The organism is Leifsonia poae (assembly GCF_027921845.1).
Classification (GTDB): Bacteria; Actinomycetota; Actinomycetes; order Actinomycetales; family Microbacteriaceae; genus Leifsonia; species Leifsonia poae.
In genome coordinates, this window is record NZ_BSEN01000011.1 from 15,086 (window position 1) to 33,206 (window position 18,121).

14 protein-coding genes are annotated in these 18,121 nt (G+C 70.2%); 1 reads left to right on the top strand and 13 read right to left on the bottom strand.

Annotation, left to right across the window (positions count from 1 at the left end):
- Nucleotides 1–61: 61 nt before the first annotated feature.
- Nucleotides 62–1,930, bottom strand: coding sequence for a phosphoenolpyruvate carboxykinase (GTP) (locus PKE84_RS11565; RefSeq protein ID WP_271177403.1), 1,869 nt, complete (start codon nucleotides 1,928–1,930; stop codon nucleotides 62–64).
- A 113-nt stretch (nucleotides 1,931–2,043) separates the two neighbouring features.
- On the opposite strand from PKE84_RS11565, the gene PKE84_RS11570 reads away from it, so the two are divergent.
- Nucleotides 2,044–3,486, top strand: a complete 1,443-nt coding sequence (locus PKE84_RS11570) for a helix-turn-helix transcriptional regulator (RefSeq protein ID WP_271177404.1) — start codon at nucleotides 2,044–2,046, stop codon at nucleotides 3,484–3,486.
- A gap of 24 nt (nucleotides 3,487–3,510) precedes the next feature.
- On the opposite strand, the gene PKE84_RS11575 is transcribed toward PKE84_RS11570, so the two are convergent.
- The 12 genes from PKE84_RS11575 to PKE84_RS11630 form a co-directional block, all read right to left on the bottom strand.
- Nucleotides 3,511–4,272: a 3-hydroxyacyl-CoA dehydrogenase gene (locus PKE84_RS11575; RefSeq protein ID WP_271177405.1), complete on the bottom strand. Its 762-nt coding sequence runs from the start codon at nucleotides 4,270–4,272 to the stop codon at nucleotides 3,511–3,513.
- A gap of 44 nt (nucleotides 4,273–4,316) precedes the next feature.
- Nucleotides 4,317–5,540: a thiolase family protein gene (locus PKE84_RS11580; protein WP_271177406.1), complete on the bottom strand. Its 1,224-nt coding sequence runs from the start codon at nucleotides 5,538–5,540 to the stop codon at nucleotides 4,317–4,319.
- A 2-nt stretch (nucleotides 5,541–5,542) separates the two neighbouring features.
- Nucleotides 5,543–7,006 (bottom strand): NAD-dependent succinate-semialdehyde dehydrogenase, encoded by a 1,464-nt coding sequence (locus tag PKE84_RS11585; protein ID WP_271177407.1) that lies wholly within the window; start codon nucleotides 7,004–7,006, stop codon nucleotides 5,543–5,545.
- A 102-nt stretch (nucleotides 7,007–7,108) separates the two neighbouring features.
- Nucleotides 7,109–7,579, bottom strand: coding sequence for an Lrp/AsnC family transcriptional regulator (locus tag PKE84_RS11590; protein ID WP_271177408.1), 471 nt, complete (start codon nucleotides 7,577–7,579; stop codon nucleotides 7,109–7,111).
- A gap of 49 nt (nucleotides 7,580–7,628) precedes the next feature.
- A complete protein-coding gene (locus PKE84_RS11595; protein ID WP_271177409.1) occupies nucleotides 7,629–8,381 on the bottom strand; it encodes an alpha/beta fold hydrolase in 753 nt (250 codons plus the stop codon).
- Nucleotides 8,382–8,384: 3 nt separating this feature from the next.
- On the bottom strand, nucleotides 8,385–8,708 hold the full coding sequence (locus PKE84_RS11600) for a biotin/lipoyl-containing protein (protein WP_271177410.1): 324 nt from the start codon (nucleotides 8,706–8,708) through the stop codon (nucleotides 8,385–8,387).
- Complete coding sequence (locus tag PKE84_RS11605; protein WP_271177463.1) at nucleotides 8,701–9,681, bottom strand: alpha-ketoacid dehydrogenase subunit beta; 981 nt, start codon at nucleotides 9,679–9,681, stop codon at nucleotides 8,701–8,703. The genes PKE84_RS11600 and PKE84_RS11605 overlap by 8 nt, the downstream gene beginning before the upstream one ends.
- Before the next feature lie 4 nt (nucleotides 9,682–9,685).
- A complete protein-coding gene (locus tag PKE84_RS11610; protein ID WP_271177411.1) occupies nucleotides 9,686–10,720 on the bottom strand; it encodes a thiamine pyrophosphate-dependent enzyme in 1,035 nt (344 codons plus the stop codon).
- 67 nt (nucleotides 10,721–10,787) lie between these two features.
- Nucleotides 10,788–12,989 (bottom strand): MMPL family transporter, encoded by a 2,202-nt coding sequence (locus tag PKE84_RS11615; protein WP_271177412.1) that lies wholly within the window; start codon nucleotides 12,987–12,989, stop codon nucleotides 10,788–10,790.
- Nucleotides 12,990–13,075: 86 nt separating this feature from the next.
- Entirely contained in the window at nucleotides 13,076–13,660 is a 585-nt protein-coding gene (locus PKE84_RS11620) for an isochorismatase family protein (RefSeq protein ID WP_271177413.1), read from the bottom strand.
- An 11-nt stretch (nucleotides 13,661–13,671) separates the two neighbouring features.
- Nucleotides 13,672–15,243 (bottom strand): D-alanyl-D-alanine carboxypeptidase/D-alanyl-D-alanine-endopeptidase, encoded by a 1,572-nt coding sequence (locus PKE84_RS11625; protein WP_271177414.1) that lies wholly within the window; start codon nucleotides 15,241–15,243, stop codon nucleotides 13,672–13,674.
- Nucleotides 15,244–15,312: 69 nt separating this feature from the next.
- Complete coding sequence (locus tag PKE84_RS11630; protein WP_271177415.1) at nucleotides 15,313–17,859, bottom strand: PKD domain-containing protein; 2,547 nt, start codon at nucleotides 17,857–17,859, stop codon at nucleotides 15,313–15,315.
- Nucleotides 17,860–18,121 lie beyond the last annotated feature (262 nt).

An 18,121-nucleotide genomic window follows, 5' to 3' on the forward strand; every position in this document is an offset into this window, starting at 1 on the left:
GGAGAAATCGCGGTCCTCGGGATGAGGAGTGCGATTTCTCCCGGACTCGATCGCGGTGGGCTCAGCGGAGGTGGTACCGGAGCGAGGCGAGCTCGGCGCGGAGAGCAGGCGGAACGCGGCCGCCGAAGCGGTCGAAGAACTCCTCGGTGAGATCGCACTCCGCGAGCCACGAATCCTGGTCGACGCGGAAGAGCGCGTCGACGGCATCCGGGGCGAGGTCGAGGCCGTCGAGGTCGAGTTCGTCGGCGATCGGCAGGCGTCCGATCGGCGTCTGGACCGCGCCCGCCTCACCCTCGATCCGGCGCACGATCCACTCGATCACCCGCGCGTTCTCCGCGAACCCCGGCCACAGGTACGACCCGTCGTCGCCCTTGCGGAACCAGTTCACCTGGAACACCGCGGGTGCGTCGCCACCCAGCTTCTCCCCCACCGCCAGCCAGTGCCCCCAGTGATCGGCCATGTTGTACCCGCAGAACGGCAGCATCGCGAACGGGTCGCGGCGCAGCTCGCCGACCGTGCCCTCGGCCGCCGCGGTCTGCTCCGACGAGATGGTCGCCCCGAGGAACACCCCGTGCCTCCAGTCGCGGGCCTGGGAGACGAGCGGCACGTTGGTCGCACGGCGCCCGCCGAACAGGATGGCGTCGATCGGCACGCCGTCGAAGGCGTCCCAGTCGTCGGCGATGGCCGGGCATTGCGCCGCCGACACGGTGAACCGCGAGTTCGGATGCGCGGCCGGGCGACCCGAGTCCGGCGTCCAGTCCTCGCCGCGCCAGTCGATCAGGTGCGCCGGCGGCTGCTCCGTGAGCCCCTCCCACCAGACGTCGCCGTCGTCGCGCAGGGCGACGTTCGTGAAGATCGTGTTGCCCCAGAGCGTGTCCACGGCGGTCGCGTTGGTCGACGGACCGGTGCCGGGGGCCACCCCGAAGAAGCCCGCCTCCGGGTTGATCGCGCGCAGCCGGCCATCCGGACCCTGACGCAGCCAGGCGATGTCGTCGCCGATCGTCTCCACGGTCCAGCCCGGGATGCTCGGCCGCAGCATCGCGAGGTTGGTCTTGCCGCACGCAGACGGGAAGGCGGCCGCCAGGTGGTACGCACGGCCCTCCGGCGAGGTGACCTTGACGATCAGCATGTGCTCGGCGAGCCAGCCCTCGTCGCGGGCCATCACCGACGCGATGCGCAGGGCGAAGCACTTCTTGGCCAGGATGGCGTTGCCGCCGTAGCCCGATCCGTACGACCAGATCTCGCGGGTCTCCGGGAACTGCACGATGTACTTGGTCTCGTTGCACGGCCAGGCGACGTCGTCGCGGCGGTGGTCGTGATCGTCGACGAGCGGGTAGCCGACACTGTGCACCGTCGCGACCCAGGGTGCGCCGGCGTCGATGAGGGCGAGCACGTCGTCGGTCACGCGCGTCATCGTGCCCAGGCTGACCGCGACGTAGGCGGAGTCGGTGAGCTGCACGCCGAGCTGCGAGATCGGCCCGCCGACAGGACCCATCGAGAACGGGACGACGTACAACGTGCGCCCGCGCATGCTGCCGGCGAAGACCTCGCGGAGCTCGGCGCGCATCGTGGACGGCTCGCGCCAGTTGTTGGTGGGGCCGGCATCCTGTTCGTCGTCCGAGCAGATGAAGGTGCGGTCCTCGACGCGCGCGACGTCGCCGGGATCGGTGCGGGCGAGGAAGCTGTTCGGCCGCCATTCGGGGTTGAGCCGGATCAGCTTGCCCTCGGCCACCAGCAGCTTGGTGAGCCGGTCGGCCTCGCGCAGCGACCCGTCGTACCAGACCACCTCGTCGGGCTCGGTGAGCGCGGCGATCTCATCGACCCACGCCCGCAGGTCGTCGAGACCGTGAGCCGGGCGATCGGCGGCGGACTCCGGGACGGGGTCAGCGCCGCGTTCCGTGTCGGTGAAGGGCAGCTCCGCGATGGACATTCGGGTTCCTCTCGGTCGAAATATCGGCTCTGAATCCAGCTTGCGAGAGAAATCGACCGCTGAGAGCATCCGGACCCTGGAAAGAATCACGATTCTTTCGCTATCGTGAAGGCATGGACTCGTCAGCCACCGATGTCGCGACGCTCGGTCATCGCATCCGTCACTTCCGCACGGCCGCCGGCCTCACGCTCGACGAGCTCGGCGCGCGCGCGGGCGTCGCCGCCAGCCAGCTCTCCCTCATCGAGAACGGGCGCCGAGAACCGCGCATCAGCATGCTCACCACCATCGCGGCCTCACTCGGCGTGCAGCTGGCCGATCTGCTCTCCCCCGAGCCACCGGATGCGCGCTCGGCCCTCGAGATCGAGCTCGCCCGCCTGCAGCGCGGCTCCCTGTACGCGTCGCTCGGCCTCCCGCCGGTCAAGCCGACGAAGGGCACCCCGACCGAGACGCTCGAGGCCATCGTCGGCCTGCACCGCGAGCTGAGCCGGCGGGCGACCGAGGCGATCGCCACCCCCGAGGAGGCCCGGCGGGCCAACACCGAACTGCGCGAGCGGATGCGGGCGCAGAACAATTACATCCCCGAGATCGAGGAGCTCGCCGAGGAGCGGGTGCGGGCCTCCGGTCACACGCGCGGAGCACTGACCCACCGCGAGGTGAGCGTGATGGCCGAGCAGCTCGGCTTCGATCTCATCTACGTCAACGACCTGCCGCACTCGGCGCGGTCGATCACCGACCTCGCCAGCGGGCGCATCTACCTGCCACCGGCGAGCATCCCGGGCGGCCACGGCCTGCGGTCGATGGCGTTGCAGGCGATGGCGCACCGCCTGCTCGGCCACGAGCGGCCGGACAGTTACGCCGACTTCCTGCGTCAGCGCCTCGAGATCAACTACTTCGCCGCGTGCTGCCTGATGCCGCGGGAGGCCGCTGTCGCCTTCCTGCAGCAGGCGAAGCAGGAGCGCGATCTCGCCGTCGAGGACTTCCGTGATGCGTTCGGCGTCACGCATGAGGCGGCGGCGCTGCGCCTGACCAACCTCGCCACCAGCCACCTCGACATGACGCTGCACTTTCTGCGCGTTGGCGACGACGGGGCCCTCTACAAGGGCTACGAGAACGACGGACTGCCGCTCCCGACGGACGTCACCGGCTCGATCGAGGGCCAGGTGGTCTGCCGCAAGTGGGGCGCACGCACCGCTTTCACCCACACGAACCGCACGACGGAGCTCTACCAGTACACGGACACACCGGCGGGCACCTACTGGTGCGCGACGCAGACGGGCAGCACCTCGGCCGGAGGCTTCTCGATCAGCGTCGGCGTGCCGTTCGCGCAGGCGAAGTGGTTCCGCGGCCGCGAGACGACCGTAAGGGCAGAGTCGCGCTGCCCGGACGAGTCGTGCTGCAAGCGACCGGCTGCGGGGCTCGCCAGCCGCTGGGCCGGTCAGGCGTGGCCCAGCGCGCGGCTGCACGCGCACATCCTCTCGCCGCTGCCGTCCGGTTCGTTCCCCGGCGTCGACGACACCGAGGTCTACTCGTTCCTGGAGGCGCACTCGGCGTCGTGAGCCGAGCCGCCGCGGAGGACGGCCCTATTTGGGCTGCATCCGGATGGCGCCGTCGAGCCGGATGACCTCGCCGTTCAGCATCGGGTTGCCGACGATGTGACGCACCAGCGACGCGTACTCCGACGGCTTGCCGAGTCGCGACGGATGCGGCACCTGCGCCGCCAGCGAGTCCTGGGCGGCCTGCGGGAGCCCGGCCATCATGGGCGTCTCGAAGATGCCGGGGGCGATCGTGACGACCCGGATGAGGCTCCGCGCGAACTCGCGGGCGAGCGGAAGCGTCATCGCTGCCACCCCGCCCTTGGAGGCTGAGTACGCGGCCTGGCCGATCTGCCCGTCGAACGCGGCGACGGACGCCGTGTTCACGATCACGCCGCGCTCCTCCCCCACGGGCTCGGTCTGCGCCATCGCCGCCGCCGCGAGCCGCACCACGTTGAACGTTCCGACCACGTTGACCCTGAGCACGCGCTCGAAGAGGTCGAGCGGATGCAGGCCGTCGCGTCCCAGCACCTTGGTCGCGGTCGCGATGCCCGCGCAGTTCACGACGACGCGCAGCGGCGCGAGCGACGTCGCGACGTCCACCGCGGCCTGCACCTGCTCCTCGTCGGCGACGTCGGCCGCGACGAAGCGAGCGGTCGGGCCGAGCGCCGTCGCCGCCTTCTCCCCCTCCGAGCGGGGCAGGTCGAGCACGACGACGTGCGCTCCCGCCTCGGTGAGGGCGCGGGCGGTGGCATTGCCGAGTCCGCTCGCCGCGCCGGTGACGATGGCGGAGCATCCGTCGATGTTCATGGAGTGGGTCCCTTCGGGGTCGGTGGTCGGATCGGGGTCGGTAGTCAGCGGAGGATCTCGATGAGCGTGGCGTTCGCGGTTCCGCCGCCCTCGCACATCGTCTGCAGCCCGTAGCGGCCGCCCGTCGCCTCGAGCTCGTTGACCAGTGTGCCGAGCAGGCGGGTGCCCGACGAGCCGAGCGCGTGGCCGAGCGCGATGGCGCCACCGCGCGGGTTCAGGCGCGCGGGATCCGCGTCGAACTCGCGCAGCCACAGCAACGGGATGGGCGCGAACGCCTCATTCACCTCGTACGCGTCGATCTCGTCGATGCGCACGCCGCTGCGGTCGAGCAGCTTGCGCGTCGCGGGCAGGATGCCCGTCAGCATGAGCAGCGGATCGCTGCCGGCGACGGCGAACGAGTGGAACCGCGCGCGCGGGCGCAGGCCGAGTCGTTCGGCCGCCGCGGCGCTCATGATGAGCGCCGCCGACGCCCCGTCCGTGAGCGGGGAGGAGTTGCCCGGGGTGATCCGCCAGTCGAGGTGCGGGAACCGCTCGGCGAGCCGGTCCGTGCGGAACGACGGGGAGAGCGCAGCCAGAGCCTCGGGGGAGGTCGACGGGCGGATCGTCTCGTCGGCTGTCACACTTCCGCTGTCGGGCGTCGGCACCGGGATGAGCTCGTTCTCGAAGGCCCCGGATGCCACGGCGGTCGCCGCTCGCTGGTGGGAGCGTGCCGCGAACGCGTCCAGCGCATCCCGCTCGATCCCCCACTGCTGAGCGATCAGCTCGGCGGCCACGCCCTGGTTCACGAGCCCGTCGGGATACCGCTGCGCGAGCAGCGCACCGCCGAGCGAGGCGCCACCGACGTTCGAGCCGAGAGGTGCGCGGCTCATCGATTCGACACCGCAGGCGATCACGATGTCGTAGGCGCCGGCCCGCACCCCCTGCGCCGCGAAGGCCGCCGCCTGCTGGCTCGACCCGCACTGCCGGTCGACGGTCACGGCGGGCACGCTCTCGGGGAATCCGGCGCTCAGCACGGCGGTGCGCGTGATGTTGCCCGCCTGCTCGCCCGACTGGGTGACGCACCCGCCGATCACGTCGTCGACCAGCGCCGGATCGAGGTCGTTGCGGCGCAGCAGTTCGACGAGCACGCCCGCGAGCAGGTCGGCCGGGTGGATGTCGGACAGCGCTCCGCCCGGCTTGCCTCGCCCGGACGGGGTGCGCACGACATCCACGATCACGGCATCCGTCGTGTCGCGGTTCACTGCGGCCTGCGCCGCCATGCTCGCCATCGTCAGGCTCCGAACGGGTCGGGCGTGAGGGTGTACTTCGTCGAGAGGTATTCGTGGATGCCCTCGAGGCCGCCTTCGCGTCCGAGTCCGGACTGTTTGACACCGCCGAACGGAGCGGCCGCGTTCGACACGACCCCGACGTTGAGGCCCATCATGCCGGTCTGCAGCCGGTCGATCATCCGCTGCCCGCGGGCGAGATCGCGGGTGAACACGTATCCGACCAGCCCGAACTCGGTGTTGTTCGCGATCCGCACGGCCTCGTCCTCGTCGGAGAACCGCACGATCGAGAGCACGGGGCCGAAGATCTCCTCGCGCAGGATCTCGCTGCCCGGCGGCACATCCGTCACCACGGTCGGCTCGAAGAACGTTCCGGCGCCCTCGACCCGGGAACCGCCGGCGAGCACTCGCGCGCCGCGACGCACCGCGTCGTCGAGCAGGCTGGCCGCCTTCTCGACCGCGTCCTCGTTGATCAGCGGACCGATGGTCACGCCGGGCTCCGTGCCGCGGCCGACACGCATCGCCTTCACGCGCTCGGTCACCCGCGTGGCGAACTCGTCGGCGACCGACTCGTGCACGATGAACCGGTTGGCCGCGGTGCACGCCTCCCCGATGTTGCGGAACTTCGCCAGCATCGCGCCCTCGACCGCCCTGTCGAGGTCGGCGTCGTCGAACACGACGAACGGCGCATTGCCGCCGAGTTCCATCGACGTGCGCAGAACGTTGTCGGCGGCCTGTTTCAGCAGCGCGCGGCCGACCTCGGTCGAGCCCGTGAACGAGAGCTTGCGCAGACGCGGGTCGGCGATGATCGGGCCGGACACCTTTCCGGAGGTCGTCGTGGTGATCACGTTGAGCACCCCGGCGGGGAGGCCGGCGTCGGCGAAGAGCTTCGCGACGTACAGGGTTGTCAGCGGGGTGAGCTCCGCGGGCTTCACGACCACCGTGCAGCCCGCGGCGAGCGCCGGAGCGATCTTGCGGGTGGCCATCGCCAGCGGGAAGTTCCACGGCGTGATCAGGTAGCACGGCCCCACGGGGTGCTGGGAGACGATCATGCGCCCGGTACCCTCGGGATTCGTGCCGTAGCGGCCGGCGATGCGCACGGCCTCCTCGCTGAACCAGCGGAGGAATTCGCCGCCGTAGGTCACCTCGCCGTTCGCCTCGGCGAGCGGCTTGCCCATCTCGAGCGTCATCAGCAGCGCGAACTCGTCGCGCCGCTCCTGCAGCAGGTCGAACGCCCGGCGCAGGATCTCTCCGCGGGCGCGCGGTGCCGTGGCGGCCCAGTCGTCGGCGGCGGCGACGGCGGCGTCGAGCGCGCGGCGCCCGTCGTCGACGGAGGCATCGGCGATAGTCTTGATCGTGCGCCCCGTCGCCGGGTCTGTCACGTCGAAGCGTCCGGCACTCCCCTCGACCCAGTCGCCCCCGATGAAGAGGCGGTCGGGCACCTGCTCGAGCAGCGTGTTCTCGTCCATGCGTCGTCCTCGATTCCTATCGTGTCCATGGGGCCCGGGTCCGTGGCCGCCGGGCGCTCGTCGGTCCTGGGTGGTCGGTCGTCAGCGGCCGCCGTGTCGCCGTCAGGCCTCGGCCGAGGCCGATACCAACGGCACCGACCGGTGGTCGATCTTGGTCGCCAGCGCGATCACGGTCGACGTGCGTGCGATGTTCGGATCGCTGACGATCCGGTCGATCACGCGTTGCAGGTCGGCGTTCGACCGGGCGACGGCCCTGATCATCAGGTCGCCGGCGCCCGTGATCGTGTGCACCTCGAGCACCTCCGGGATGCCGCGCAGATGCTCGACGACCTTCGCGTCCGTGTCTCCCTGCGCGATCTCCGCCGTGACGAACGCGGTGACCGGATAGCCGAGCGCGACACTGTCGACGGTCGGGGCGAAATCCCGGATGACCCCCGAGCGCATCAGGCGGTCGAGTCTGGCCTGGACCGTGCCCCGGGCGACGCCGAGCCGACGGGAGGCCTCGAAGACCCCGAGGCGCGGCTCGTCGGTGAGCAATGCGATCAGGTCGGCATCCAGCTTGTCGATCGCCATGCGGCCTCCTTCGGTCCTCGCACATGTTACGTCCGCTGGAGGCGATCGGCTACAGGCTGCCAGCGGACTCCAAGAAGGGCAGCGCAGCCTGCTTGAAACCACGCGCGCTCAAGGTGGTGACGTGGTTGCGTTTGGGCAGCACGACGAGTTCGGCGCGGAGCGCGGCGGCCGCTTCGTCGCGTCCCTCGGTCACCGGATCCGCGTCGCCGACCACCAGCATGGTCGGAACCGTGGAGGCCAGCGGCAGCGGATGCTCGGCCATGCCGGACACGCAGGCTGCGAGCGCATCGCGGTCCACGCCCGGCGCCTGGCGCAGCGACGCCAGCAGCGGCGCGAGCGGCGACTCCGCGAGCGAGACCGGATCGACGCCGTCGAGCAGCGACGACCGCACGGCCTCGACCCCCCAGCGCGCGAACTGCTCCACCGTGCCCACTCCCCCGACGACGAGACGCCGCACGCGCGAGGGCGCAAGGCCCACCAGCGCGAGGGCGACCCAGCTGCCCATCGAGTAGCCGATCACGTCGACGCGGTCGAGGCCCTCGGCGTCGAGCACGGCGAGCAGGTCGCCGGCGAGCAGCTCGGGCGAGTATGCGCTCGGGTCGTGCGGAGCAGAGCTCGCACCGTGTCCCCGCAGGTCGGGAACGATGGCACCCCGCCCTGCCTCGGCGAGCGCCCGCACCCAGCCCGTCGACTCCCAGGTCAGGGCGCCGTTCGTCGCAAAGCCGTGCACCAGCAGCACCGGATGCACACCCGGGTGCCGCTCGTACGCGATCAGTCCCGCGGGGGTCTCTGCGAAGCTCACGACTCAATCCTCCGGCAAACGCAGCCGGACACGACGCGCTGGGGCCTCCTCGACGGGAACCGTTCCGACGATGCCGGCCTGGTCGTCGCTCACCGTGAACGTGATGAGCGGGGCCCCGACCTCGAGCGTCGCGCCCTCGTCGGCGTGGAACCGGCTGATCGTGCCCGACTGCGGCGACGGAAGCTCGACAGCCGACTTGGTCGTCTCCACCTCGACGAGCGGCGCGTTGCGCTCGACGAAGTCCCCTTCGGCGACGAGCCATTCCAGCACGGTCGCCTCCTGCAGCCCTTCGCCCAGGTCGGGCAGGGCGAATGTGATCTCAGCCACGGCGGTACTCCAGAGTCTTCTGCACGGCGTCGAGGATCCGGTCGATGGTCGGCAGGTACTCGTCTTCGAGCACCGGGGAGGGATACGGCACGTCCCAGCCGGTCACCCGCTGCACCGGCGCCCGCAGGTCGTCGAAGCAGCGTTCGGTGATGAGCGCGCTCACCTCGCCTCCGAGGCCGGCCGTGAGCGGCGCCTCGTGCACCACGACGGCACGCCGGGTGCGCGACACGGATGCGGCGAGACCGTCCGCGTCGATCGGCTTCAGCCAGCGCAGGTCGACCACCTCGATCTCGACACCGTCCTCCGCGCCCAGTTCCGCTGCCTGCAAGCAGCGCGAGACCATCGCGCCCCAGGCCACGAGCGTGACGTGCTTGCCCGGCCGGACCACGCGGGACGTCCCGACGGGCAGCCGCTCGTCCCACTCCTCGGTCTCGACCGTCGCCTTGTGCCAGTACCGGGATTTCGGCTCCATGAAGATGACCGGATCGGAATCCTCGATCGCCTGCCGCAGCAGCGTGTAGGCCTCGGCGGGCGACGAGGGCGCGACCACCTTGAGGCCGGGAACGTGCGCGAAGAGCGCCTCGAGGCTCTCCCCGTGATGCTCGGGAGCCCGGATGCCGCCGAAACTCGGCAGGCGCAGCGTGATCGGCATCTCGAAGGCGCCGCGACTGCGATAGTGCATGCGCGCGACCTGGTTCACGATCTGGTCGATCGCCGGGTACGAGAAGCCGTCGAACTGGATCTCCGGAACCGGACGCCAGCCGGCCATCGCCAGGCCGACCGCCATGCCCATGATCCCGGATTCGGCGAGCGTCGTGTCGAACACCCGCTCCTCGCCGTACTTGGCGTGCAGCCCGTCCGTCACGCGGAACACCCCGCCGAGCGTCCCCACGTCCTCGCCGAACACCAGGGTGCGCTCGTCGGCGGCGAGCGCGTCGTCGAGCGCGCGGTTGAGTGCGCGCTGCATCGTCATCACCTCAGCCACGGCGGGTGTCCTCCCAGGCCCGGCGCTGCCCGAGAAGCGCGGCCGGCGGATCGGAGAACACGAAGTCGAACATCTCCTCGCCCGGGCGGCCGCCCAGGGCCGCGACGTCCGCGCGCACCCGCTCGGCGAGGGCGTTCGCCGTGTCGGACACCTCGGCGAAGAAGTCGTCGTCGACCGTGCCCGTGGCGCGCAGGCGATCTTCGCACAGCGCGAGGGGATCGCGGGCGAGCCAGCTCTGCTCCTCGTCGAGGGTGCGATAGCGGCCGGGGTCGTCGGAGGTCGAGTGCGGGCCCGACCGGTAGGTCATCGCCTCGATCACCGTCGGCCCGCCGCCGGTGCGGGCACGCTCCAGCGCCTCGATCGTGGCCTCGTGCACGGCGAGCACATCGTTGCCGTCGACGCGCACGCCCGGCATCCCGTACCCTGCTGCACGCGCGGCGACGGAGCCGCCCGCCACCTGCTTCGACGTCGGTACGGAGATCGCCCAGCCGTTGTTCTGGCAGAAGAACACCACCGGCAGCTGCGAGACGCCTGCGGTGTTCATCGCCTCGTGGATGTCGCCCTGCGAGCTGGCGCCGTCGCCGAAGTAAGCGATCGCGCAGCCGCCGTTGCGGTCGAGCTTGGCCCCGAGAGCCCAGCCGACCGCGTGTGTGACGGCCCCGCCGACGACGGCGTTGATCGGCGCGAGGCGTGCGGCCGCGGCATCCCAGAGCCCGCCGTGCCAAGCGCCCTGGTGCGATGCGAGGTACGCGACAGGGTCGACGCCCATCGTCACCGCGACGCCGAGCTCGCGGTAGGTGGGGAACGCGAAGTCGAGGCGCAGGTCGAGGGCCGCGGCGCTGCCGACCTGGGCCGCCTCCTGCCCCCGCATCGGCGCATAGCCGGGAACGATCCCCTGGCGCTGCATCGCGACCCCGTCGAGATCGAGCCTGCGAACGGTGACCATGGTGCGGTACAACCGGCGCAGCAGGGCGGAGTCCTCGTCACCGGCCGGCCGCAGGGCGGCACCGGGAGCTGTGATGGTCATTCCGTCACTGTCGCAGGATGAGCAGCATCGAGCAACACGCACAGCGCGGGCTGCTCATCCTGTCCATTTAGGGGGCGGAGCGGCCACTCTCCTTGTGCAGATTGCCCTTTCGCAGCGCCGAGGGCCACCAGATCGCCGAGCCGATGTCGTACGACGCCGCCGGCACCAGCAGCGAGCGCACCACGACCGTGTCGAGGAGCACACCGAACGCGACGATGAAGGCGATCTGAACCAGGAACAGGATCGGGATGACGGCGAGCGCTGCGAAGGTCGCGGCGAGCACCACTCCGGCCGACGTGATCACACTGCCGGTCATCCCGAGCCCTCGCAGGATGCCCGGCCGGGTGCCGATCCGCAGCGACTCCTCCCGCACCCTCGTCATGAGGAAGATGTTGTAATCCACTCCGAGCGCCACGAGGAAGACGAACCCGAACAACGGCACCGACGCGTCGGCGCCGGGGAAACCGAAGACGTGGTCGAACACCAGCGCGGAGACGCCGAGCGCAGCCGCGTACGAGACGACGACGCTCGCGATCAGCAGCACCGGAGCCAGGATCGACCGCAGGAGCAGCATCAGGATGACCAGGATCACGGCCAGCACGATCGGGATGATCTTCAGCAGGTCGCTCTGGGCCGTGTCGTTGGTGTCGAGGGCGATCGCCGTGACGCCGCCGACCAGCACCGACGGATCAGTGGCCGGCAGGGTCGTGCGCAGGTCGCGCACCACGTGTTCGGCCGCCGCGGAGTCGGCCTCCGAGTCGAGTGTCGCGTTGATCAGCACCCGGCCGTCCTCCACCACGGGCGGCGCCGCCTGACCGGTCGACGACGGCCGAACGTTGCCGGCGTACAGCGTCGCCGTCGCGATCCCGTCGCTCGACTTCACTGCGGAGAGCATCGCATCGGCGTCCGCCTCCTTCGTCACGATGACGACGGGGCTGCCGGAGCCGGCATCGAAGTGCTTCGCGAGAACTTTCTGGCCGTCGACGGCGTCGGACTGCGTGAGCACCACATCCGTCTGCTGGACGCCGTTCGCCTTAAGCTGGGTCAGGCCGAGGGCGCAGGCGCCGAGCACGACGAGCGCGACGATCCAGGTGACGCGCGGGCGCCGCGCGATGAGGGTGCCGACCCGCCGCCAGAGGCCGCCGATTCCCTCGAGGCCGGCGATCTGCTCCGAGTCGACGTGCTTGTGCTCGTGCGGGTGCTCGCCCACGAACTTCGGCCGGAAGGGCCAGAACGCCGCGCGGCCGAACACCGCGAGCAGCGCCGGCAGCAGCGTCAGCGCCGACAGGAGTGAGAAGACGATGCCGATCGCGGCGATCGGCCCGAGGCTCTTGTTGGAGTTCAGATCGGAGAACAGCAGGCACAGCAGCGCCAGGATGACCGTGGCGCCCGACGCGGTGATCGGCTCGAGGGCAGCACGCCAGGCGCGGCCGATCGCCGCCCACCGCGATTCGACGTGCTCCAGCGACTCGCGGAACCGCGCGACCAGCAGCAGCGAATAGTCCGTCGCCGCGCCGATCACCAGGATCGACAGGATGCCCTGGCTCTGCCCGCTGAGCTTGATCCACCCCCACAGGGCGAACAGGTAGACGATCAGGATGGCCGCGCACAGCGCGAAGATCGACGTGAAGAGCACGAGGAACGGCAGCACGATCGAGCGGTAGACGAGCAGCAGGATGACGAAGACCGCACCGACCGCGACGAGGAGCAGAATGCCGTCGATGCCGCCGAACGCGCTCACCAGGTCGGCGGTGAGGCCGGCGGGGCCCGTCACCCACGCCTTCGTTCCGGACGGCAGGTTGTCGTCGACCACCGATCGGAGGTCGGCGACGACCGTCTTCACGTTGTCGGTGTCGACGACCGGCACCACGAATTCGGCCGCCTGCCCGTCGGACGACGGGATCGGCCCGGCCACGCTCGTCGTCGCGTCACCGCTCGGCTCCTGCACGCCCGCCACGTCGCCGAGCTGCTCACCGAGCGAGCCGAGCGCTGCGAGCTGCTGCTGGTCGAGCTTCGCGCCGGTCGTCGACTCGACGACCACGATCGCGGGGATCGCCGACGAGTCGGTGAACTTCTTCTGCCAGTCCTGCACCTCGGTCGACTCGGCGCTGGCCGGCAGGAACGACGCCTGGTCGTTGCTCGAGACGGAGCTGAGCTTGCCGAACGTCGGTCCGCCGATGCCGGCGGCCACCAGCCACACCAGGATGAGCACCGAGGGCAGAACCACTCGCAGCCACCGCGGCGGAGTCCAGTCGTGACGAGGTTTCATGCCGGCTCCCGAATTTATCTAGCTAGGTAAGCAATCAGCCTAGTGTGCAAATTCGAACCATGCCAGCCGGTCGCCGCATCCGGTCGTCAGGCGCCCGTGTCGACGAGCTCGGCGCCGGCATGCGCGAGCTCGGCCAGCGCCGCCTCCGACGAGCGGGGCGCGACACCAGCGACCAGGTCGGTGAGCACCCGCACGCGCTGACCGTGGGACAGCGCATCCAGCGCCGAGGCGCGGACGCAGTAGTCGGTGGCGATGCCTGCGACATCGATCACGTCGACGCCGTGTTCGTCGAGCAGGTTGTGCACGCTCGAGCCCGCCTCGGTGTGCCCCTCGAAGATCGAGTAGGCGGGAACACCCTGACCCTTGCGGATGTGGTAGGTCACCTTGTCGGTCTTGAGATCCGAATGATAGGCGGCGCCGTTCGTACCGGCCACGCAGTGAACCGGCCAGGTCGTCACGAAGTCCGGTTCGGCATCCGCAGCGAAGTGGCCGCCGTTGTCGTTGCCGGCGTCGTGCCAGTCCCGGCTCGCGAAGATCACCTTGTACTCGCCGGCATGGTCGGCGAGGTACCGCGTGATCGCCTGCGCCACCGCGGTCCCGCCGTCGACGCCGAGCGCCCCGCCCTCCGTGAAATCGTTCTGCACGTCGATGATGAACAGGGCCCTGCTCATGGCCGCCTCCGTCAGTTGTTGGAGAGATTGTCTCCGCAATGGTAGAAGCCGGTGACGAGGGTGTCGATGGCCTGCTTGGCATTGTCGCTCACCGGGCCGAGCGCGAACACGGCGAACGTCAGCTTGGTGCCGTCGGCCGCATCCACGATGCCGGACAGCGTGTAGCCGTTGTCGATCCAGCCGGTCTTGGCGTGAACAGCGCCGCGGGCGGCGGCGTTGTCGCCGGTGAACCGGTTGTAACCCGACGCCAGCGTGCCGGACTCCCCGGAGACCGGCAGCCCGTCGTAGACGACGCCCAGGCCGTTCTCACGATTGAGCACCTTGATGAAGAGGCGGGTGAGATACGACGGCGGAACGGCGTTGTCGCCGCTGAGGCCGGAGCCGTCGGCGATGTGGATGCCCGTGGTGTCGATGCCGTACTGCTTGAGCCCAGCGATCACACCGGCGTTCTCGGCGTCGAAGGTGTTGCCGGCGCCGGTCTTGATCGCGACGAGGCGGGCGAGCTCTTCCATGATCGTGTTGTCGGAGACGCGCATGGCCTGATCGATCAGCGTGGTCACGGGCTGCGACTGGACGATGCCGATCTGCTGCGCGCCGCCAGGGGCCGTGCCCTGCGTGACCGGCGCGTTCGTGCCGAGGTACTGCTGGAACGACGCGACGGCGCGGCCGACGGGGTCGGTGCTGCGGGGGGACTCGATCGCCGTCGGGTCGTCGCGGTCGCCATCCACCTGCAGCGCAGTGATGTAGGAGGTCGAGCCCTCGACGACGCGCTCCTCCTGCTCGTCCCAGCTCGGCTGCCACACCGGGCCGCCGAACAGCGACGTGTCGACGATGATCGAGGTGACGGGCTGGCCGCCGAGAGCCTGCTTCGCCTGGTCCGCCAGATCCTGCATCTTGGGGGCACCCGTGTAGAACGAGTCCTGACCGCCCGGCAGGCGCGACAGGGTCACGTCACCGCCTCCGACGAGCACGATCTGGCCGGGGGTGGCCGTCTTCAGCACCCGCGTCGACACCCGGTAGTCGGGGCCGAGCACGGCGAGCGCGGCGGCGGAGGTGAGCGTCTTGAGCACGCTGGCCGTCGGGCCGGGCTTGCCGCCGTTGCGGTCGAACATCACCTCGCCGGTCTTGGCGTTGACGACCTGCGCCTCGAGGTTGCCGAGCCTGCCGTCCTGCGAGAGGCCGGCGACCGAGCAGGTGCGCACCCGGGTGGCGCCGGGAACGGCGGCCGGCACGGCGCGGACCGGCTTCGCGATGGTCTTCACCGGGGTCGGCGTCGGGGTGGGGGTACGGGTGGCGGACGGAGACGGAGCGACCTCGGCCGTCGCCGGGGTCGCCACCGTGGCGCCGAGCGCGACGCTGCCGCCGCCGAGGATCACGAACGCGGCAGCGGCACCGGCGATGATCCAGGCGCGCGGATGCGTGCGGATGGCCGTGAGCAGTCCGCCGAGGGCCGCGGGCGTGCCCGGGGTCGCCTCGGAGGCCGACGTCGTACCCGGCGTCGGAGTGTGTGAGGGGGTGATGCTCGCCGAGTCAGCGTCGCTGCTTCTCGGCAGGCCAGTCTCTGGCTGGTCTGGTTCGCGCATCCGGGTATAGTACCCGCGTTCGCTGGGAGCCGGGATCACCGGCTCCCCCGCGCGTGCTCCGCTGGTCGCTTACGGCAGCACGGCCACGCCGTAGTTGTCGAAGCGCACCGTGGCCGGGGTGCTGGTCGCACTGGCCGAGAGGTAGGCGCGCAGCCCGACGGCTCCGGACGCCTGCAAGGCCGCCGTCGCATCCGTCGTGCTCACCTGCCACGCAGCCGGCTCGGCCTGCCCCGTCGCCCACACCTTCGCCTGCAAGGTGGTCGGCGCCGTGCCGAACACCTGCACCCGCAGGGTGAGCTGCTGTCCCGCCGTGTAGGTGAGACCGGGAACGCTCACCGCCTGCAACGCGGCGCCTCCCTGCAGGAGCTGCACCTGGACGGCGCCGCTCGCCGCGAGCCAGACGCGACCCTCATAGGCGGCCGTGCCGACGACCCGCCCGAGCGCCGAGACGAAGATCCCGCCGCCCGTCGGTGGTACGTCCGTGGTGAAGGTCACCGTCGTGTCCGTGCGGCTCGACGAGGCCGAACTCAGCGTCTCCGTCCTCGTGGACCCGGCCGGGGTGTTCATCTGGCCGGTTCCGGCGGCGACGGAGTAGCCGCCCGCCGCCCCGGAACCCGTCCATGCGCCGCCGACGTCGGCAGTGCCCCATCCGCCGGTGACCGTGCGCTCGAAGGCGTCGGTCGCCAACGTGTTGCCGACGTTCGGCGACACCGTCACCGACCTGGTCGTCGTGCCCTGACCGCCACGGTTGTCCGTCACCCGGAGGGTGATCGTGTACGTGCCCGCCGCCGCGTACGTGTGGCCGGCCGTCACCCCCGTCGCCGTGCCGCCGTCGCCGAAGGTCCAGGCGTACGACGCCACGGTGCCGTCCGGATCACTCGAGGCGCTGCCGTTCACCGACACCGCCAGCCCATTGGGTGTGGCAGTGAACGACGCGATCGGGTTCTGGTTCGCTCCGCCGCCCGCGATCGTCACCGCGTTGCCCACGCGCGAGATCTGATTGCCGTCGGGATCCGTCACGTACAGCGTGTACGTGTGAGAGCTGCCTCCCGCCAATCCCGTGTCGAGGAAGCTCATCGCGGGGTGGTTCCAGAACGTCGAGATCTGGTTCACCTGCGAGACCGGATGCGCGGTGTCGCCATCCCGGACCAGCTTGTAGGTGAGATTGACGTTGTCCTGGTCGAAGGTCGAGGTCCAGGTCACCCTGGCCTGACCCGCCGCCGGCGAGGTCGCGTTGGGGGTCAGCGCCGTGTTGTTGTTCGGTCCGACCCGGCTCCTGACCACGCTGTCCAGCGCGTACCGGGTGAGGCCGTACTGGGGGATGCTGTTGACGTACGGGAACTCGCCGCCGACGGCGAGGTAGTTGCCGTTGCCGGAGATGCTCCAGGCCGCCTGTCCCTGACCGGTGTACGAACCGGTCACGTACTGCGGGTACCAGTTCAGCGGGCTCGGCGCCGGCTGGCCCGAGAAGTTCGCATAGCTGCGGTCACCGTTGTTGGTGAGCGTTCCCGTTCGCGACTTCGAGAACGCGATCGTGTGGTGGTAGGTCCACGGGTTGGTCTGCGGGAATCCGCCGACGTTGCCGCAGTAGTGCGGGTGGCCCGCCGCATAGAGGGCGTTCCCGAGGGCCCAGACCGAGTAGGTGTCGCCGTGGCAGTCCTCCATCCAGATCAGGTTGCCGTTCGGGTCCGCCCGGAAGCTGCCCTCGAAGTTGCCGCCCGAACCGAAGACGTAACCCGAGCCGTAGACGCTGTCGGCGGTGGCGACGAGAGCGGTGATACCGGCTTGGTTGCCCGCGTCGCGGATCACCGAGTTCGCACCGAACGGCAGATTGCCCCCGGTGGAGCCGTTGAGCAGCGCCAGGCCGTAATGCGCCGCCCCGTTCATGTTCTTGAAGCGACCACCGGCGTAGACCTTGGTGCCGTCCGGGCTCACGGCCATGGCATCGACCACGGTGTCCGCGCTCGCCCCCCATGAGGTGTCGAGCGAGCCATTGCTCGCGTTGATCCTCGCGATGTAGCCGCGCGGCGTTCCGTTGACGCTGGAGAAGGTGCCGCCGGCGTAGAGGGCGGTGTTGGTGGCGGCGAGTGCGCGGACCTGGCTCTCCATGATGGGTCGGAAGGAGGGGATGACCTGGCCGGTGGCGGTGCTGATGGCGACGATCCGGTAGTAGGGGTTGCCGCCTGCGGTGGTGAAGTCGCCGCCGACGTAGATGCGGGATCCGTCGGGTGAGGCCGTGATCGCCAGTGCCTGCGCGTTGAGGGGGACGTTGAAGCTGGAGATCAGGTTGCCGGTGGTGATGTCGTAGGCGAGCAGGTTGCTGCGCGGGGTGGTGTTCACTCCGGCCGCCGCTCCTGCGGGGCGGGCGGTGGTGAACTTGCCGGCGACGTAGACGGTGTTGCCGACCACGACCTGCGCCCACGCGACACCATCGATCTGCGTCGTCGGAAGCGGATCAGCACTGACCGTGGGCGGCGACGCCGGATTGTTGGGATCCGGCGGCATGGTATCGGCAGAGGCGGGCGCGGCGAGCGCTGCGCCCGCGACGACCAGACCGACCGCGGTGATCAGGGAGGTGAAGAAGCCGATGGCACGGCGAGTAGTGTGGGTGTTCATGAGAACCTCGGGCAGGTAACTCAGAGCGACGACATCCGCCAGGATCGATCGCCGCGCACAGAGCGGGGTGAACGCCTCCGTCTGCAATGGATCGGTTCGCCGCTCACCCCCGGGATGCCATCCATCAGCTGTGGCGGAGGCGGGCGTCGAGTTCGATGGACACGGGCCCACCAAACCTGAATTTCTCTCAGCTTTGTAATGGAGCGTACCGCGCTTTCGCCGCGCTGAACCTGTGAAGTCGGGGATTCGCCGAAAACAGGCC